This window comes from Pseudoalteromonas sp. BSi20439 (genome assembly GCF_000241165.1).
GTDB lineage: Bacteria > Pseudomonadota > Gammaproteobacteria > Enterobacterales > Alteromonadaceae > Pseudoalteromonas.
Genome location: NZ_BADW01000223.1, coordinates 90,791 through 107,918, shown reverse-complemented (window position 1 = coordinate 107,918; position 17,128 = coordinate 90,791). Strand labels below are relative to the sequence as shown.

Here is a 17,128-nt window from a genome sequence, read left to right as displayed (position 1 = left end):
ATGCGGTTTTACGCGTTCAAACTTTGCTTTTGCCATCTTAAAAAATTCCTAATAAAGAAATTAAAGTCTAACTCACTATTAAGTTAAACAAGCTAAAAATCATATTACAGCGCGAGCTGAAATTATTGTATCTGCAACCTGCTTAGAGGCTTCAGCGTACTTCAAAAACTCCATAGAGTATGAGGCACGGCCCTGTGTTGCAGATCGTAAAGCAGTCGCATAACCGAACATTTCAGAGAGTGGTACCACAGCATTAATTTGCTTAAGGCCACCAAGTGCATCTTCCATGCCTTCGATCATGCCGCGACGACGGTTTAGGTCGCCAACTACATCACCCATGTTTGCTTCAGGAGTGAGTACTTCAACCTTCATTACTGGCTCTAAAAGTGCAGGGTTTGCATCTAGCGCACCTTGTCTCATAGCCAGTGAACCTGCTATTTTAAATGCCATTTCATTCGAATCTACATCATGGAATGAACCATCATATAAAGTCGCTTTAACACCAAGTAATGGGTAGCCTGCCAGTACACCTTGAGCCATTTGCTCTTGGATACCTTTGTCTACCGCAGGGATGTATTCTTTCGGTACTGAGCCACCTACGGTTTCGTTAACGAACTCGTAAATTGGGGCTTCATCATCCGAAATATCCATCGGTTCAAGTTTAAGCCAGACGTGACCATATTGACCACGACCACCTGATTGACGTATAAACTTCCCTTCAACTTCAACAGTTGAACGAATAGCTTCTCGGTATGCAACCTGCGGCTTACCAACGTTACATTCAACACTGAATTCACGTTTCATACGGTCGACAATGATATCAAGGTGAAGTTCACCCATGCCAGAGATAATAGTCTGGCCTGATTCTTCGTCAGTTTGTACGCGGAAAGACGGATCTTCTGCCGCTAGTTTTCCTAGCGCGATACCCATTTTATCCTGGTCAGCGATTGTGCGAGGCTCAACCGCAACAGAGATCACTGGTTCTGGGAACTCCATACGCTCAAGCGTAATGATAGAGTTCGGATCACACAGTGTCTCACCTGTTGTTACGTCTTTGAGACCAATAGCCGCCGCGATGTCGCCTGCGTAGACTTCTTTGATCTCTTCACGTGAGTTTGAATGCATCTGAACGATACGACCAAGACGCTCACGCTTACTTTTTACTGGGTTATATACCGCGTCACCCTGTTTAACAGTACCAGAGTAAACACGGAAAAAGGTTAAAGTGCCAACAAACGGGTCTGTTGCAATCTTAAAAGCAAGTGCAGCAAACGGCGCTTTATCATCAGCAGGACGCTCTTCCTCAGTACCATTTTCTAAGATACCTTGGATTTGTTTCACTTGTGTTGGTGAGGGCATATATTCAACAACGCAATCAAGCACAGCTTGAACACCTTTGTTTTTAAATGCACTACCACACGTCATGGGAACAATTTCGTTCGCTAATGTGCGTTGACGCAAAGCATTTTTAATTTCTGCTTCGCTTAACTCTTCACCTTCTAAGTATTTATCCATTAGTTCTTCAGTAGCTTCAGCAGCGCTTTCAACTAAGTGAGAGCGCCATTCTTCGGCTAGTTCCTGAAGTTCTGCCGGTATTGCCTCATAAGAGAAAGTCATCCCCTGGTCTTCATCATTCCAGTTAATGGCTTTCATTTTAATAAGGTCAATAACACCTTTAAAGTCGTCTTCAGCGCCAATAGGCAGCTGGACTGGAACAGGCGTTGCTCCAAGACGAGATTTCACCTGGCTTACAACCGTTAAGAAGTCAGCGCCCGTGCGATCCATTTTATTTACGAAGATCATTCTCGGAACTTCGTATTTGTTCGCTTGACGCCAAACTGTCTCAGTTTGCGGCTGTACACCCGATGAAGCACAAAGAACAACTACCGCACCATCTAGTACACGTAAAGAACGCTCTACTTCGATAGTGAAATCTACGTGTCCTGGGGTATCAATAATATTGATGCGATGGTCGTCAAATTGCGCGTCCATCCCTTTCCAGAAACACGTTGTTGCAGCAGAAGTGATTGTGATACCACGCTCTTGTTCCTGCTCCATCCAATCCATAGTTGCGGCGCCATCATGTACTTCACCGATCTTATGAGAAAGACCTGTGTAGAACAGAACACGTTCTGTTGTGGTGGTTTTGCCTGCATCTACGTGAGCACAAATACCGATATTGCGGTAACGCTCAAGTGGAGTTGTACGTGCCATAAAATCCTCTTAAAGGTTAAGGACAGATTACCAACGGTAATGAGCGAATGCTTTGTTCGCTTCAGCCATACGGTGAACGTCTTCACGTTTCTTAACCGCAGTGCCTTTATTATCAGCAGCGTCAACGATTTCTTGAGCTAAACGTAAGCCCATAGATTTTTCGCCACGCTTACGTGCAGCGTCTACTAACCAACGCATACCTAATGCGTTGCGACGTACTGGACGTACTTCAACTGGTACTTGATAAGTTGAACCACCAACACGGCGAGATTTAACCTCTACCTGTGGGCGGATGTTATCAAGTGCAGTTTCAAAGATTTCTAGGTGCGACTTGCCTGATTTCTCAGCAGCCACGTCTAGCGCACCATAAACGATTTTTTCAGCAGTAGATTTCTTGCCGTCTAACATTACGATGTTAACGAATTTAGCAAGAAGTTCCGATCCGAACTTAGGATCTGGAAGAATTTTACGTTGACCTATTACGCGTCTTCTAGGCATTTTGTATCTCCGGTTTATTCAGGTTTGTCCTTTTGGAACAATCACCCAAAACAATAATTAATAATATTTAGTGCTTGGCCTTACTAACGGAAAACAATTAGCCTTTAGGGCGTTTTGCACCGTATTTAGAACGAGCTTGACGACGGTCGCTAACGCCTGCACAGTCAAGTGCACCACGTACAGTGTGAAAACGCACACCTGGTAAATCTTTAACACGACCACCACGGATTAGGATTACACTGTGCTCTTGAAGGTTATGACCTTCACCACCGATGTATGAAGTTACTTCGAAACCGTTAGTTAAACGTACACGAGCTACTTTACGTAACGCCGAGTTTGGTTTCTTAGGTGTAGTTGTATATACGCGAGTACATACACCACGCTTTTGCGGACACGCTTTAAGCGCAGCTGAGTTACTTTTAGTAACCTTGCTACGACGTGGCTTACGCACTAGCTGGTTAATAGTTGCCATTTAAATAGCTCCTGAAATTAAAATTACTACTGAAAAAATAAAAAATCCGCCCTTGTTTTACCAGCATGTTTTAAACGTGCAAGTAAATGGGTGGCGGAATTTTAATGAGCAAAGATTGACCTGTCAACCTAAACCGCTCGCAAGGCAGCAGATAACTGCCTTGCGAAACTCTAATCTATTGATTAGGTTCGGTTTATTGATTTCCAGATAAATCCGCGTTTAAAGCATCAGTTAGTGCTTGAGTTGCCTCTTCTGCACTTACCGTTTGCTCTTCAACAACGTCTTTTTGCTTACGACGAGCCATACGCTCTTGATGATACGCAAAACCGGTACCGGCTGGGATCAATCGACCCACAATTACGTTTTCTTTCAGACCGCGTAGTTCATCGCTCTTACCATTTACAGCGGCTTCAGTTAGGACACGAGTTGTCTCCTGGAACGAGGCTGCTGAGATGAAAGATTCTGTCGCTAGTGATGCTTTTGTGATACCCATTAACTGGATTTCAAACTTAGCTGGGATCTTACCTTGAGCTTCAAGGTCGCGGTTTGCGATATTAACGCGTGCCACTTCAATTTGCTCACCGGCTAAGAACTCAGTATCACCACCGTCTAGAATGATACATTTACGTAGCATTTGACGAATAATAGTTTCAATGTGCTTATCATTGATCTTAACGCCCTGCAAACGGTAAACCTCTTGCACTTCGTTAACAATGTAGTTAGCAACATGAGTCACACCACGTAGGCGTAAGATGTCATGCGGTGATTCTGGACCATCGGCGATAACTTCACCTTTAGACACTTGCTCACCTTCAAACACGTTAAGTTGACGCCACTTAGGAATCATTTCTTCGTAATGATCGCCTTCAGCTGGTGTAATAACTAAACGTTTCTTACCTTTAGTCTCTTTACCGAAGCTAATCGTACCGGTGATTTCAGCTAAGATAGCTGGATCTTTCGGCTTACGCGCTTCAAATAAGTCGGCTACGCGTGGTAGACCACCCGTGATATCACGAGTTTTCGAACCTTCTTGCGGAATACGTGCTAACACGTCACCTGGGTTTGCAGTCGCGCCGTCAGTTACTTCAATCGTGGTGAATGAAGGAAGACGCGTTTCTTGCAAGCCACGCTCATCACTTTCAATGATAAGTTTCGGCTCTTTCGCATTCGCTTTAGCAAGATCTTTAACAACTACACGGGTTAAACCGGTTAGTTCATCAGTCTGTGCTTCAGTGTTTGAATCATCGATATCGCTGAACGATACTTTTGACTTATGCTCAAGAACGATTGGGTGACTATGCGGGTCCCAAGTAGCAACGATGTCGTTACCTTGAACTTCTGCATTGTCTTGCACTGTTAATACCGCACCGTAAGGTACTTTATAACGTTCTTTCTCACGACCATAGCTATCAATGATAGTGATCTCGGTAGAACGTGAGGTAATAACAATCTTACCGTCTGTATTTAATACATATTTAGCGTTGTGAAGTTTTAATGTACCGTTTGTTTTAACTTGTACATTATTTTCAGCAGACGCTCTTGATGCCGCACCACCGATGTGGAAGGTACGCATCGTAAGCTGTGTACCCGGCTCACCGATTGATTGTGCCGCGATAACACCTACTGATTCACCCGCGTTGATGATATGACCACGTGCAAGGTCACGACCATAACACTTAGCACAAACACCAAAGTCGTTATCACAGGTGATAACTGAACGTACACGAACTTCATCTACTGAGTGCTCTTCTAAAAGGTCACACAGTTTTTCGTCAAGCATGATGTTACGCTCTACAAGTACTGTATTAGTACCTGGAATTACAACATCTTCAGCAACAACACGACCTAGTACACGTTCACGAAGTGCTTCTACAACGTCACCACCTTCAATTAGCGGTTTCATTGTTAAGCCATCTTCTGTGCCACAATCGTCTTCATTGATTACCAAATCTTGTGCAACGTCTACTAGACGACGCGTTAGGTAACCCGAGTTCGCTGTTTTCAGTGCTGTATCGGCAAGACCTTTACGCGCACCGTGCGTTGAGATGAAGTACTGAAGTACGTTTAGACCTTCACGGAAGTTAGCCGTGATTGGCGTCTCAATGATTGAACCATCTGGACGTGCCATTAGGCCACGCATACCTGCTAGCTGACGGATCTGAGCGGCACTACCACGAGCACCTGAGTCGGCCATCATAAACACTGAGTTAAATGACGGTTGCTCTACTTCTTCACCTTGGGCATTGATAACCGTGTCTTTTGACAAGTTGGCCATCATTTCACGTGATAAGTTTTCATTTACACGTGACCAGATATCGATAACTTTGTTGTACTTTTCACCAGCCGTTACAAGACCTGATTGGAATTGTTGGTTGATTTCAGTTACTTCAGCTTCAGCTGATTCAATGATTGATGCTTTAACTGGTGGGATAACTAAGTCATCGATACCAATTGAAACACCTGACTTCATTGCATAGTGGAAACCGGTGTACATGATTTGGTCAGCAAACATAACTGTGTCTTTTAGACCAAGACGACGGTAACACTCATTAATTAAGCCAGAAATCTGCTTTTTACCTAGGGCTTGGTTGATTGACTCATACGGCATGCCTTTTGGTAAAATTAGAGACAGAATCGCACGGCCAACAGTAGTATCAATCACGGTTACAGTGTCTTCAACAACACCTTCTTCGTTTTTAACTGATTGGCTAATACGTACTTTCACTATCGCGTGAAGGTCGGCATTACCACTACGGTATGCTTTTTCTGCTTCTTTTGGATCTTTAAAAACGGCGCCTTCGCCTTTCGCGTTAATACGATCACGCGTCATGTAATAAAGACCTAATACAACGTCCTGTGAAGGAACGATGATTGGCTCACCATTAGCTGGCGATAAGATGTTGTTTGTAGACATCATTAACGCACGAGCTTCAAGCTGCGCTTCAATTGTTAGCGGTACGTGTACCGCCATTTGGTCACCATCGAAATCGGCGTTGTAGGCCGCACATACTAATGGGTGCAAATGAATCGCTTTACCTTCGATAAGCACAGGTTCAAACGCTTGGATACCCAAACGGTGAAGTGTTGGTGCACGGTTAAGTAATACTGGATGTTCACGAATTACTTCGTCTAGTACATCCCATACTTCCGCTACTTCACGCTCAACCATCTTTTTAGCTGCTTTGATTGTCGTAGCCATGCCGCGACGTTCTAATTTGCCATAGATGAATGGTTTGAAAAGCTCTAATGCCATCTTCTTAGGAAGACCACACTGATGAAGCTTAAGTGTAGGACCAACCGTGATTACAGAACGGCCAGAGTAATCTACACGCTTACCAAGTAAGTTCTGACGGAAACGACCTTGCTTACCTTTGATCATATCAGCAAGCGATTTAAGTGGACGTTTGTTAGAACCTGTAATTGCACGACCACGACGACCGTTATCAAGTAGCGCATCGACCGCTTCTTGTAACATACGTTTTTCGTTGCGTACGATAATATCTGGTGCAGCTAAATCTAGTAGACGCTTAAGACGATTATTACGGTTAATAACACGACGGTAAAGGTCATTTAGATCAGATGTCGCAAAACGACCACCGTCTAGTGGTACTAATGGACGTAAGTCAGGTGGCAATACTGGAAGTACTGTCATAATCATCCACTCAGGGTTATTACCTGATTGGTGGAACGATTCCATTAACTTAAGACGTTTAGTGATCTTTTTACGCTTAGTTTCAGAGTTAATTGTTGGTAACTCTTCACGCATTTCTGCAATTAATTGAGCAAGATCGAGTTCACGCAGTAAGTCTAATACTGCTTCAGCACCCATCTTCGCTTCAAACTCATCGCCGTGCTCTTCAAGTGCATCTAGGTATTCTTCTTCACCTAATAGTTGACCACGCTCAAGCGTTGTCATACCAGGCTCAGTTACTACGAATGATTCGAAGTAAAGAACACGTTCAATATCACGAAGCGTCATATCAAGCATTAAGCCGATACGTGACGGTAATGATTTTAAAAACCATATATGCGCAACTGGACTTGCCAGTTCTATATGACCCATACGGTCACGACGCACTTTAGTGAGTGTTACTTCAACGCCACACTTTTCACAGATCACACCACGGTGTTTAAGGCGTTTATATTTACCACATAAACACTCATAATCTTTCACTGGGCCGAAAATACGGGCACAGAATAAGCCATCGCGCTCAGGCTTGAAAGTACGGTAGTTAATAGTCTCAGGTTTCTTTACTTCACCGTATGACCATGAACGAACCATGTCTGGTGAAGCAAGACCAATGCGAATTGCATCGAATTCTTCGGTCTTATTTTGTTGCTTCAGAAACTTAAGTAAGTCTTTCACCTTAGCTCTCCTGTCGGAGTTAATCTTGAGGACGGATGTTCTCGTCCCTACATTCTATTCAGCCATAACAGATGCTGCAGCGTTAACTGCAGCATCTAATTGGCTTAATTTTCTTCCAACTCGATGTTGATACCCAGTGAGCGGATTTCTTTCAACAATACGTTGAACGATTCTGGCATACCTGGTTCCATTTTATGGTTACCATCAACGATGTTTTTATACATCTTAGTACGACCGTTCACGTCATCCGATTTCACTGTTAGCATTTCTTGTAGCGTGTAAGCAGCACCGTAAGCTTCAAGTGCCCATACTTCCATCTCACCAAAACGCTGGCCACCGAACTGTGCTTTACCACCCAGCGGCTGCTGAGTAACAAGGCTGTAAGAACCAGTAGAACGTGCGTGCATCTTATCGTCAACCAAGTGGTTAAGTTTAAGCATGTACATGTAACCTACAGTTACTTGACGTTCAAACTGATCGCCAGTACGGCCATCATAAAGTGTAACCTGACCACTTCTAGGGTAGCCGCCTAGCTCTAGCATGTCTTTGATTTCGCTTTCTTTCGCGCCATCAAATGCAGGAGTAGCAATCGGTAAACCACCTTTCAAGTTTTCAGCTAAACGACGAATCTCGTCATCAGAGAAACTAGCAATATCCACAACCTGACGAGATTCACCGATCTCATAAGCTTGTTTGATGAATGCGCGTAGCTCATGAAGCTCGCGTTGCTCTTTCATCATTTCTTCTAAGCGCTCACCAATACCGCGTGCAGCTAGACCCATATGTGTTTCAAGGATCTGACCGATGTTCATTCGCGATGGTACACCTAGTGGATTTAGTACGATATCTACCGTACGACCTTTGTCATCGTATGGCATATCTTCTACTGGTACGATAGTCGAGATAACACCTTTGTTACCGTGACGACCCGCCATTTTATCACCTGGTTGGATACGACGTTTAACAGCTAGGTATACTTTAACAATCTTAAGTACGCCTGGTGCTAAGTCATCACCTTGGGTAATTTTACGACGTTTGTTTTCAAACTTCTTATCGTATTCAGCTTTAAGCTCATCGTACTGTGCAGCTAGTTGCTCAAGTTCAGCTTGCTTGTCTTCTTCAGCAAGGCTTTGAGTTAGTAACTTTTCAGCATTCAGTGACGCTAAGTTGTCTTCATCGAAACCAGCTGCCACAAGTAACTTGCGTGCACGGTCTAAAACACCAGCTTCTAGAATACGGAACTCTTCGTTGAAGTCTTTCTTCGCTTCGCGAAGCTGCATGTCTTCAACTTCTAACGCACGTTTATCTTTTTCAACGCCATCACGGGTGAAAACTTGTACGTCGATTACAGTACCAGTTACAGAGTTTGGTACACGTAAAGAGCTGTCTTTAACGTCAGACGCTTTCTCACCGAAGATAGCACGTAGTAGCTTTTCTTCAGGAGTTAATTGCGTTTCGCCTTTCGGAGTCACTTTACCTACTAGGATATCGCCGCCTTTAACTTCAGCACCAATATATACAACACCTGATTCATCAAGCTTGCCTAGTGCAGATTCACCCACGTTCGGGATATCTGCTGTGATCTCTTCTGAGCCTAATTTAGTATCACGGGCGATACACTGTAGTTCTTGAATATGAATAGTCGTTAGACGATCTTCTTCAACTACGCGCTCTGATAGTAAGATTGAATCCTCGAAGTTGTAACCGTTCCATGGCATGAATGCCACGCGAAGGTTTTGACCAAGGGCTAAGTCACCTAAGTCAGTCGAAGGACCATCTGCTAACACATCGCCACGAGTAACCGGTTCACCAACCATACAAGTCGGCTTTTGGTTAATACATGTATTTTGGTTAGAACGTGTGTACTTGGTTAAGTTGTAGATGTCGATGCCCGCTTCACCAGGGATGCGTTCTTCTTCATGTACATTAACAACGATGCGACTTGCGTCGGCATACATTACTTCACCACCACGTTTAGCAACAATCGTTACACCAGAATCTTTCGCTAGTGTTAACTCAATACCAGTACCTACTAACGGCTTATCCGCTTTCAATGTTGGTACTGCTTGACGTTGCATGTTTGAACCCATCAATGCACGGTTAGCATCATCGTGTTCTAGGAACGGGATAAGTGCGGCCGCTACAGAGATCACCTGTTGTGGTGATACATCCATATATTGCTGGTCCATGCGACCCATAAAGGTTGATTCACCTTTGTGACGACATGGAATAAGTTCATCTACAAACTCATTGGTTTCAGTTAAGTTTGAGTTCGCCTGTGCGATAACAAACTGACCTTCTTCAATGGCTGATAGGTAATCAACTTCATCAGTTACTACACCGTCTACCACTTTGCGGTAAGGTGTTTCTAAGAAACCGTAGTCATTGGTACGTGCATACGTAGACAATGAGTTAATTAGACCGATGTTTGGACCCTCAGGAGTCTCGATTGGACATACACGACCGTAGTGAGTTACGTGAACGTCACGTACTTCAAAGCCAGCACGCTCACGTGTTAGACCGCCCGGACCTAATGCAGAAATACGACGCTTGTGCGTTACTTCTGATAGCGGGTTATTTTGGTCCATAAACTGTGATAACTGAGACGAGCCGAAGAACTCTTTAACAGCTGCCGAAATAGGCTTAGCGTTAATAAGATCTTGTGGCATGATCGCATCTAGGTCACCTAAGCTTAAACGCTCACGTACAGCACGTTCTACACGTACTAAACCTACACGGAATTGGTTCTCAGCCATTTCGCCAACACTACGTATACGACGGTTGCCTAAGTGGTCTATATCATCAACATCGCCAACACCGTTACGAATAGCAATCAATACTTTCATAACCGCTACGATGTCTTCTTTGCTTAATGTGCCAGGGCCTGTGTCTGAATCGTAACCAACACGGCTATTGAACTTCATACGACCTACTGTTGATAAGTCATAGCGTTCTTCTGAGAAAAATAAGTTCTCAAATAAGGCTTCAGCCGCGTCTTTCGTCGGTGGCTCGCCTGGGCGCATCATGCGATAAATTTCTACTAGTGCTTCTAAACGGTTGCTTGACGAGTCAATGTTCAATGTATTTGACATGTAAGCGCCGCTGTCCACTTCATTGATGTATAACGTATCAATAGTAGTGTGACCGGCTTTAACCAATTCAGCCATCATTTCAAGCGTTAGCTCGTCATTCGCAGTAGCAATGATTTCACCTGTTGATTCATCAACATAGTTCTTCGCTAATACGCGGCCAATGATGTACTCATGTGGTACTTCTAATTGCTTAATGCCTTTTTTCTCGATGCTCTTGATGTGACGAGCCGTAACACGACGACCGCTTTCAACAAGGACTTCACCGTCTTCGCTCTTGATATCAAAAGCGGCAGTTTCACCACGTAAACGTGAAGGTACAAGTTCCATAAGAACTTTACCGTCAGCGATTTCAAACGCAGTAGTATCGAAGAAGATATCTAAGATTTCTTCACTCGTGTACTCAAGTGCACGTAAGATGATAGACGCCGGTAATTTACGACGACGGTCAATACGTACATACAAGTTATCTTTTGCATCAAATTCGAAGTCTAACCATGAACCACGGTAAGGAATTACACGTGCGTTATAAAGCACTTTTCCTGACGAGTGAGTTTTACCGCGGTCGTTATCAAAGAATACACCAGGGCTACGGTGTAGCTGAGAAACGATAACACGCTCTGTACCATTGATTACAAAAGTACCGGTATCGGTCATGAGCGGAATTTCGCCCATGTAAACTTCTTGCTCTTTAATGTCTTTAACTGTGCCTGGAGCTTCTTTGTCCATTACTACAAGACGCAGTTTCACGCGAAGTGGAGCAGAATAAGTCACACCGCGAATTTGACATTCTTTTACATCGAATACTGGCTCACCAATACGATAACTTACGTATTGAAGCTCAGAATTTCCCGAGTAGCTTTTAATTGGGAACACAGAACGGAAGGCAGCTTCCAAACCATGATCGCCATCAGCGTCCGGGACTAAGAATTTTTTAAACGATTCTAACTGTGTTGACAGTAAGAAAGGTATATCCAAAACTTGTGGACGTTTACCAAAATCCTTACGGATACGTTTCTTTTCAGAATAAGAGTAAGCCATGGGGTTCCTCAGCTTGCTGATCTTTGACCCGACCTGTTCTTGTAAGAACAGACTTAACTGGCATCTATGCCAAGATGTACAACATTTAACTGTTGTTCCAACTTAATCCCACCTCAACACTAGCAAACTATAAAGCGTTGAAATTAAAGAATAAATCAGATTTTATTTGCGCTATAAGAATAGTCGCTCTATAGCGCAAAAAGGCCGGTGATTAAATAATCACCAGCCCTTGCCTGATTTCTCAGGCAGCGAACCTAGCAAAAGCTAGATTACTTAACCTCAACTTCAGCACCAGCTTCTGTAAGGTCTTTAGCAAGAGCTTCAGCTTCTTCCTTAGAGATACCTTCTTTAACTGGAGTTGGAGCAGCTTCAACTAGAGCTTTAGCTTCTTTTAAGCCAAGACCAGTTGCGCCACGTACAGCTTTGATTGCCGCAACTTTATTAGCGCCAGCGCCAGTAAGGATTACGTCAAATTCTGTTTTCTCTTCAGCAGCTTCAGCAGCAGGACCTGCTACCATAGCAGCTGCAGCAGTTACGCCGAATTTTTCTTCCATTGCTTCAACTAGAGCAACAACGTCCATTACTGACATTTCAGCAATTGCGTCAAGGATTTGGTCTTTAGTTACAGACATTACAAATTTCCTAATAATTAACGGACTCTAAGGTCCAAATAAATTTACACCGAAAGGGATTAAACAGCTTAAAATTAAGCAGCTTGCTCTTCTTTCTGTACACGTACTGCTTCAATTGTTTTACACAATTTACCAGCAGACGCTTCTTTCATAGCGCTCATTAAGCGTGCAACAGCTTCGTCGTATGTAGGTAGAGTTGCAAGCATAGCTGCATCTACTACATTACCTTCAAAAGCGGCCGTTTTAAGCTCAAATTTCTCATTCTTTTTCGCGAAGTCTGAAAAGATACGCGCAGCAGCACCTGGGTGCTCTGATGAGAAAGCGATTAAGCTTGGACCAACAAATGAATCAGATAGGCATTCAAAGTCTGTTCCTTCAAGAGCACGTTTAGCTAGAGTGTTACGGACAACTTTCATCCAAACACCCGCTTCGCGAGCTTCTTTACGAAGGGCAGTGATTGCACCAACTGTTACACCACGAGAATCTGCAACTACTGCAGATAGAGCACCAGTGGCTGCTTCGTTGACTTCAGCAACAATTGCCTTTTTGCCTTGAAGATTTAAAGCCATGGGTGTTACTCCTGGTTTAATGGGTTACCGTACATCGGCTTCCCTGTTTTACTCTTCCCCACCAATAAAGGTGGAGATGCTTTTTACGGCGAGAGCCAGAAGATTAGGAAAAATCTATCTGGGGATTCACACCGTCTACGTAGGTAATATTAAGGCCGAAGCCGCCTACGGTCTTGGACGGAAGCCCAATTTATCGCGTTGCCCGAAGGCGCTTCGAAATTATGGACTTCAACCCGAATTCTTTACTTTGCGATTAACTAAATTAATCAGCAAAATGGCGCAAAATTATAGTACAAATTTCACGCCATGTAAACACTCAATTAAGCAACAACTGTGCTTAAAGTGCCTTGGTCAACAGAAACACCTGCGCCCATTGTTGTAGAGATAGTTACTTTCTTCAAGTAAACACCTTTAGCTTGAGAAGGTTTAGCCTTCTTAAGTGCAACAATTAGAGCTTCAAGGTTTTGTTGTAACTGCTCAGCAGTGAAATCAACCTTACCAATCGTAGTATGGATGATACCATTTTTGTCATTGCGGTAACGCACTTGACCTGCTTTCGCATTTTTAACTGCTTCTGCAACGTTAGGTGTTACAGTACCAGTTTTAGGGTTTGGCATTAGACCACGTGGGCCTAAGATTTGACCTAGTTGACCAACAACACGCATAGCGTCTGGTGATGCAACAACAACGTCAAAATTCATCTCGCCTTTCTTAACTAGTTCAGCAAGATCTTCCATGCCTACTAATTCAGCACCGGCTTCTTTTGCAGCTTCTGCATTAGCGCCTTGAGTGAATACAGCAACACGAACGTCACGACCAGTACCGTTAGGTAGTACAGTCGCACCACGAACGTTTTGATCAGATTTACGAGCATCGATACCAAGGTTAACAGCAACGTCAACACTTTCTACGAATTTAGCTGTTGCTAGTTCTTTTAAAAGAGCAACTGCTTCGTTAATTTCGTAATCTTTAGTTACTTCCACTTTTTCGCGGATAGTACGCATACGTTTAGTTAATTTAGCCATTATCTTAGTCCTCTACGTTCAAGCCCATCGCACGCGCAGAACCTGCGATAGTGCGAACCGCAGCTTCTAAATCAGAAGCTGTAAGGTCTGGTTTCTTTGTCTCAACGATTTCTTCAAGTTGAGCACGAGTTACTGTGCCTACTTTTTCAGTGTTAGGACGGCCTGAACCAGATTTGATACCTGCAGCTTTCTTAAGTAAGTAAGCAGCCGGTGGCGTTTTCATGTCGAACGTAAATGAACGGTCGCCGTAAACAGAGATCACTACAGGAACTGGAGCGCCTTTTTCGATAGATTCTGTACGTGCATTGAACGCTTTACAGAATTCCATGATGTTTACACCGTGTTGACCTAGTGCTGGACCTACTGGAGGACTAGGGTTAGCCATACCAGCAGCAACTTGTAGCTTGATTAGAGCTTCAACTTTCTTAGCCATTATAAATACCTCATTAGGTGGGTCTTAGCCTTGTGCGCGCGAGGACGCGTACTCTAGCGGCTTCCCAGTTTAAAAATTGGTTTCTCACTTTTTAGTAAACAGTTAAACAAAGGTTTTCCCTGAATACAAAAAGGCCGCTGATTATAAGTTAATCAGCGGCCTTTTTCAAGCTTCGTGCCAAAAATTTAAAAACTTTTGACGCGACGCTTTAAATCAATTACTTATCTTGTTCAACTTGACCAAATTCAAGTTCAACTGGCGTAGAACGACCAAAAATAAGTACCGACACTTTAACGCGACTCTTTTCGTAGTCCACTTCTTCAACCACACCACTAAAGTCTGCAAATGGACCATCAGTAACACGAACCACTTCACCCGGCTCAAATAATGTTGCTGGTTTAGGCGCTTCTGCGTTCTCTTGTAGACGGTTAAGAATACGATCAGCTTCTTTAGTGCTGATAGGCGCAGGACGGTCTGATGTGCCACCAATAAAGCCCATAACACGTTCAGTGCTATTTACTAAGTGCCAGCTTGCATCGTTCATATCCATTTGTACTAGTACGTAACCTGGGAAGAATTTACGCTCAGATTTACGCTTTTGACCAGCACGCATCTCTACTACTTCTTCAGTAGGAACTAATACTTCACCAAAGCTATCTTCTAGACCTTTGATTTTAATGTGCTCTAATAAAGTTTGAGCAACACGCTTCTCATAACCTGAGAAAGCCTGTACTACGTACCAACGTAGTTTCTTTTCGTTATTCTCATCCGACATGGGATCAGATCTCCAATCCAGTTAAAAAGCCTACAGCGCGGAATAATATGCCATCTAATCCCCAAAGGATTAATGCCATAATCACTGTTGCAACCATTACGATTAATGTCGTGTGCGTTGTCTCTTGACGCGTTGGCCAAACTACTTTACGTACTTCAATACGTGCTTCTTTTGCAAAAGCTAGAAAGGTACGTCCTTTTTCAGTTACTGCTGCGATGCCTAAACCCGCTGCAACGGCAACAACAACACCAATAGCACGTAATAATACAGACTGATCTGCATACATATAATTACCAACTACTGCGCCTGCAAGTAGCGCAATTGCCACAAGCCACTTTACCGCATCCATCCCACTTGATGGTGTTTCCACATTCGTGCTCATAATATTATTACCTTAACTACAGACACAACAACCCTGCACGTCGACAGGGTTAATCCATTAAAATCTAAACTTAAAAACAAGCTTACTTAAACCGATTTTTAGTTCTAGACTTTGCTCACTTTGTAAAAATTGGCAGGGGCTGAGAGATTCGAACTCCCAACCGTCGGTTTTGGAGACCGCTGTTCTACCAATTGGAACTACGCCCCTGCAAAGTGGATGCCTATTATACTTACGCAATTCATTAACACAAGAGTAAAGATACCCATCTGATAAAATCTTCGCGGTTAATAAGTTTACAGACCCGATAATCAGATTAATCCTGTCGCTTTCATCCGTTTAGAAGCGTTTTATTGATACAAACTAGCCTCTTCTTTCGTTAATCTACTCGTAATAACTCACCTTTATAAAAATCACATAACAACCAAATTTGCTCAAATTGATGGGTTTTTGGAAAGGCTACTTTTTTTATTACCGCTTCAAAATCACTCTTATGCCAAATAGTACTGGCGTTACGAATTAACAACCAGGTACGTTTTGAGTAATAACGCTTAGTCGCTTTTTGTTTGAGCAATCGTCCTAATGCTGATTGCAGTCGATGCTCACTGGGCTGTTGAGCCATGTCAGCTAAGTCACGCTGCATTTGTATCGACAGTGGTCGGCCTAGCACGGCCATTGCTTCGGTTTCACTAGCGTATAAATGCGCTACTTCTATATCGAGTTGCTCATTTGCTTGATAACAGCTTACATCAGGTCTATCGGGTTCATTATGCCAAATGTGGCGCATATGAATGCCGGTTTGCTGTTCATAGCAACGCAAAAACAACTTAGCTGCACCGTGCTCTAATTGTTGTTTTTCGGCATCACTGCTGCGTTTCATTCAAGACCTTATAAACGTTATTTAACAACGATGAAGCGCCAAACCTAAATGTCTCTGGAGCTAAATAATCATGGCCCATAATCTCGGTTGTTAGTTGCATATAAGCATTGGCATCTACAGAGGTTTTTACCCCGCCAGCGGCCTTAAAGCCAACTGGTTTTGATGACTTTTTAATAACTTTAAGCATAATTTCAGTTGCTTCAAGCGTGGCGTTAACCGCGACTTTACCGGTGCTGGTTTTTACAAAATCAGCTCCCCCTTGAATAGCAAGCTCGGTTGCTTGAGCAATAAGTGCAGGTGTTTTTAGTTCACCGCTTTCAATAATCACTTTAAGTTTAGCGCGACTACCACATGCTTTTTTACTTTCACTCACGTATTCCAGCACCGTATCAGCTTCACCTTTTATAAGTGCTTTGTAAGGAATGACTAAGTCAATTTCATCGCCCCCCCGCTCTATAGCTATTAGTGTTTCATTGAGCACTTCATTGAGTGGCGCATCACCAGAGGGAAAGTTAGTTACGGTGGCCACTTTTACATGACTCAATAACCGATTAGCGAGTGCTATTTTTGCATCATCTACAAATTCACTAAACACACAAACTGCAGCAGGCGTGCCTAACTTAGGATCAATACTGTTTACTAATGCATTAATACTAGCTTGACTATCATCGGTGTTTAAACTGGTTAAATCCATTAAACTAACAGCCAGCATGGCGTTTTGAATGTTATTTGTCATTTTATGCCCATGAAATTTT

At 43.3% G+C, this 17,128-nt stretch carries 13 protein-coding genes and 1 tRNA gene; all 14 read right to left on the bottom strand.

Annotated features, from left to right (window positions below):
• Nucleotides 1-99: 99 nt before the first annotated feature.
• Nucleotides 100-2,214 (bottom strand): elongation factor G, encoded by a 2,115-nt coding sequence (gene fusA, locus P20439_RS17780; protein ID WP_008108486.1) that lies wholly within the window; start codon nt 2,212-2,214, stop codon nt 100-102.
• Between the two features lie 27 nt (nt 2,215-2,241).
• Nucleotides 2,242-2,712, bottom strand: a complete 471-nt coding sequence (rpsG, locus tag P20439_RS17775) for a 30S ribosomal protein S7 (protein ID WP_010392135.1) — start codon at nt 2,710-2,712, stop codon at nt 2,242-2,244.
• Nucleotides 2,713-2,809: 97 nt separating this feature from the next.
• On the bottom strand, nt 2,810-3,184 hold the full coding sequence (gene rpsL, locus P20439_RS17770) for a 30S ribosomal protein S12 (RefSeq protein WP_002958885.1): 375 nt from the start codon (nt 3,182-3,184) through the stop codon (nt 2,810-2,812).
• A 193-nt stretch (nt 3,185-3,377) separates the two neighbouring features.
• The gene (gene rpoC / locus P20439_RS17765; protein ID WP_008108469.1) at nt 3,378-7,550 is read right to left on the bottom strand and encodes a DNA-directed RNA polymerase subunit beta'; all 4,173 of its coding nucleotides are present in this window, start codon (nt 7,548-7,550) and stop codon (nt 3,378-3,380) included.
• Nucleotides 7,551-7,654: 104 nt separating this feature from the next.
• The gene (rpoB, locus tag P20439_RS17760) at nt 7,655-11,680 is read right to left on the bottom strand and encodes a DNA-directed RNA polymerase subunit beta (RefSeq protein ID WP_008468836.1); all 4,026 of its coding nucleotides are present in this window, start codon (nt 11,678-11,680) and stop codon (nt 7,655-7,657) included.
• Nucleotides 11,681-11,949: 269 nt separating this feature from the next.
• Entirely contained in the window at nt 11,950-12,312 is a 363-nt protein-coding gene (rplL, locus tag P20439_RS17755; protein ID WP_008108465.1) for a 50S ribosomal protein L7/L12, read from the bottom strand.
• 74 nt (nt 12,313-12,386) lie between these two features.
• Complete coding sequence (gene rplJ / locus P20439_RS17750; RefSeq protein ID WP_008108464.1) at nt 12,387-12,881, bottom strand: 50S ribosomal protein L10; 495 nt, start codon at nt 12,879-12,881, stop codon at nt 12,387-12,389.
• Between the two features lie 320 nt (nt 12,882-13,201).
• Complete coding sequence (rplA, locus tag P20439_RS17745) at nt 13,202-13,906, bottom strand: 50S ribosomal protein L1 (protein WP_008108463.1); 705 nt, start codon at nt 13,904-13,906, stop codon at nt 13,202-13,204.
• Between the two features lie 4 nt (nt 13,907-13,910).
• The gene (gene rplK, locus P20439_RS17740) at nt 13,911-14,339 is read right to left on the bottom strand and encodes a 50S ribosomal protein L11 (protein WP_008108462.1); all 429 of its coding nucleotides are present in this window, start codon (nt 14,337-14,339) and stop codon (nt 13,911-13,913) included.
• 217 nt (nt 14,340-14,556) lie between these two features.
• Complete coding sequence (gene nusG, locus P20439_RS17735) at nt 14,557-15,114, bottom strand: transcription termination/antitermination protein NusG (protein WP_008108460.1); 558 nt, start codon at nt 15,112-15,114, stop codon at nt 14,557-14,559.
• Between the two features lie 4 nt (nt 15,115-15,118).
• Nucleotides 15,119-15,496, bottom strand: coding sequence for a preprotein translocase subunit SecE (gene secE / locus P20439_RS17730; RefSeq protein WP_008468833.1), 378 nt, complete (start codon nt 15,494-15,496; stop codon nt 15,119-15,121).
• A 130-nt stretch (nt 15,497-15,626) separates the two neighbouring features.
• Nucleotides 15,627-15,703 (bottom strand) — tRNA-Trp (locus P20439_RS17725).
• Between the two features lie 169 nt (nt 15,704-15,872).
• Nucleotides 15,873-16,373 (bottom strand): hypothetical protein, encoded by a 501-nt coding sequence (locus P20439_RS17720; RefSeq protein ID WP_008468831.1) that lies wholly within the window; start codon nt 16,371-16,373, stop codon nt 15,873-15,875.
• Nucleotides 16,357-17,109: a deoxyribose-phosphate aldolase gene (gene deoC, locus P20439_RS17715; RefSeq protein ID WP_008468830.1), complete on the bottom strand. Its 753-nt coding sequence runs from the start codon at nt 17,107-17,109 to the stop codon at nt 16,357-16,359. The genes P20439_RS17720 and deoC overlap by 17 nt, the downstream gene beginning before the upstream one ends.
• Nucleotides 17,110-17,128 lie beyond the last annotated feature (19 nt).

Coding starts and splice junctions, on each gene's coding strand:
- rplA (WP_008108463.1), bottom strand. CDS start 13,906: ATGGCTAAATTAACTAAACGTATGCGTACTATCCGCGAAAAAGTGGAA.
- rplJ (WP_008108464.1), bottom strand. CDS start 12,881: ATGGCTTTAAATCTTCAAGGCAAAAAGGCAATTGTTGCTGAAGTCAAC.
- rpsG (WP_010392135.1), bottom strand. CDS start 2,712: ATGCCTAGAAGACGCGTAATAGGTCAACGTAAAATTCTTCCAGATCCT.
- rplL (WP_008108465.1), bottom strand. CDS start 12,312: ATGTCTGTAACTAAAGACCAAATCCTTGACGCAATTGCTGAAATGTCA.
- rpoB (WP_008468836.1), bottom strand. CDS start 11,680: ATGGCTTACTCTTATTCTGAAAAGAAACGTATCCGTAAGGATTTTGGT.
- P20439_RS17720 (WP_008468831.1), bottom strand. CDS start 16,373: ATGAAACGCAGCAGTGATGCCGAAAAACAACAATTAGAGCACGGTGCA.
- fusA (WP_008108486.1), bottom strand. CDS start 2,214: ATGGCACGTACAACTCCACTTGAGCGTTACCGCAATATCGGTATTTGT.
- rplK (WP_008108462.1), bottom strand. CDS start 14,339: ATGGCTAAGAAAGTTGAAGCTCTAATCAAGCTACAAGTTGCTGCTGGT.
- rpsL (WP_002958885.1), bottom strand. CDS start 3,184: ATGGCAACTATTAACCAGCTAGTGCGTAAGCCACGTCGTAGCAAGGTT.
- nusG (WP_008108460.1), bottom strand. CDS start 15,114: ATGTCGGATGAGAATAACGAAAAGAAACTACGTTGGTACGTAGTACAG.
- deoC (WP_008468830.1), bottom strand. CDS start 17,109: ATGACAAATAACATTCAAAACGCCATGCTGGCTGTTAGTTTAATGGAT.
- secE (WP_008468833.1), bottom strand. CDS start 15,496: ATGAGCACGAATGTGGAAACACCATCAAGTGGGATGGATGCGGTAAAG.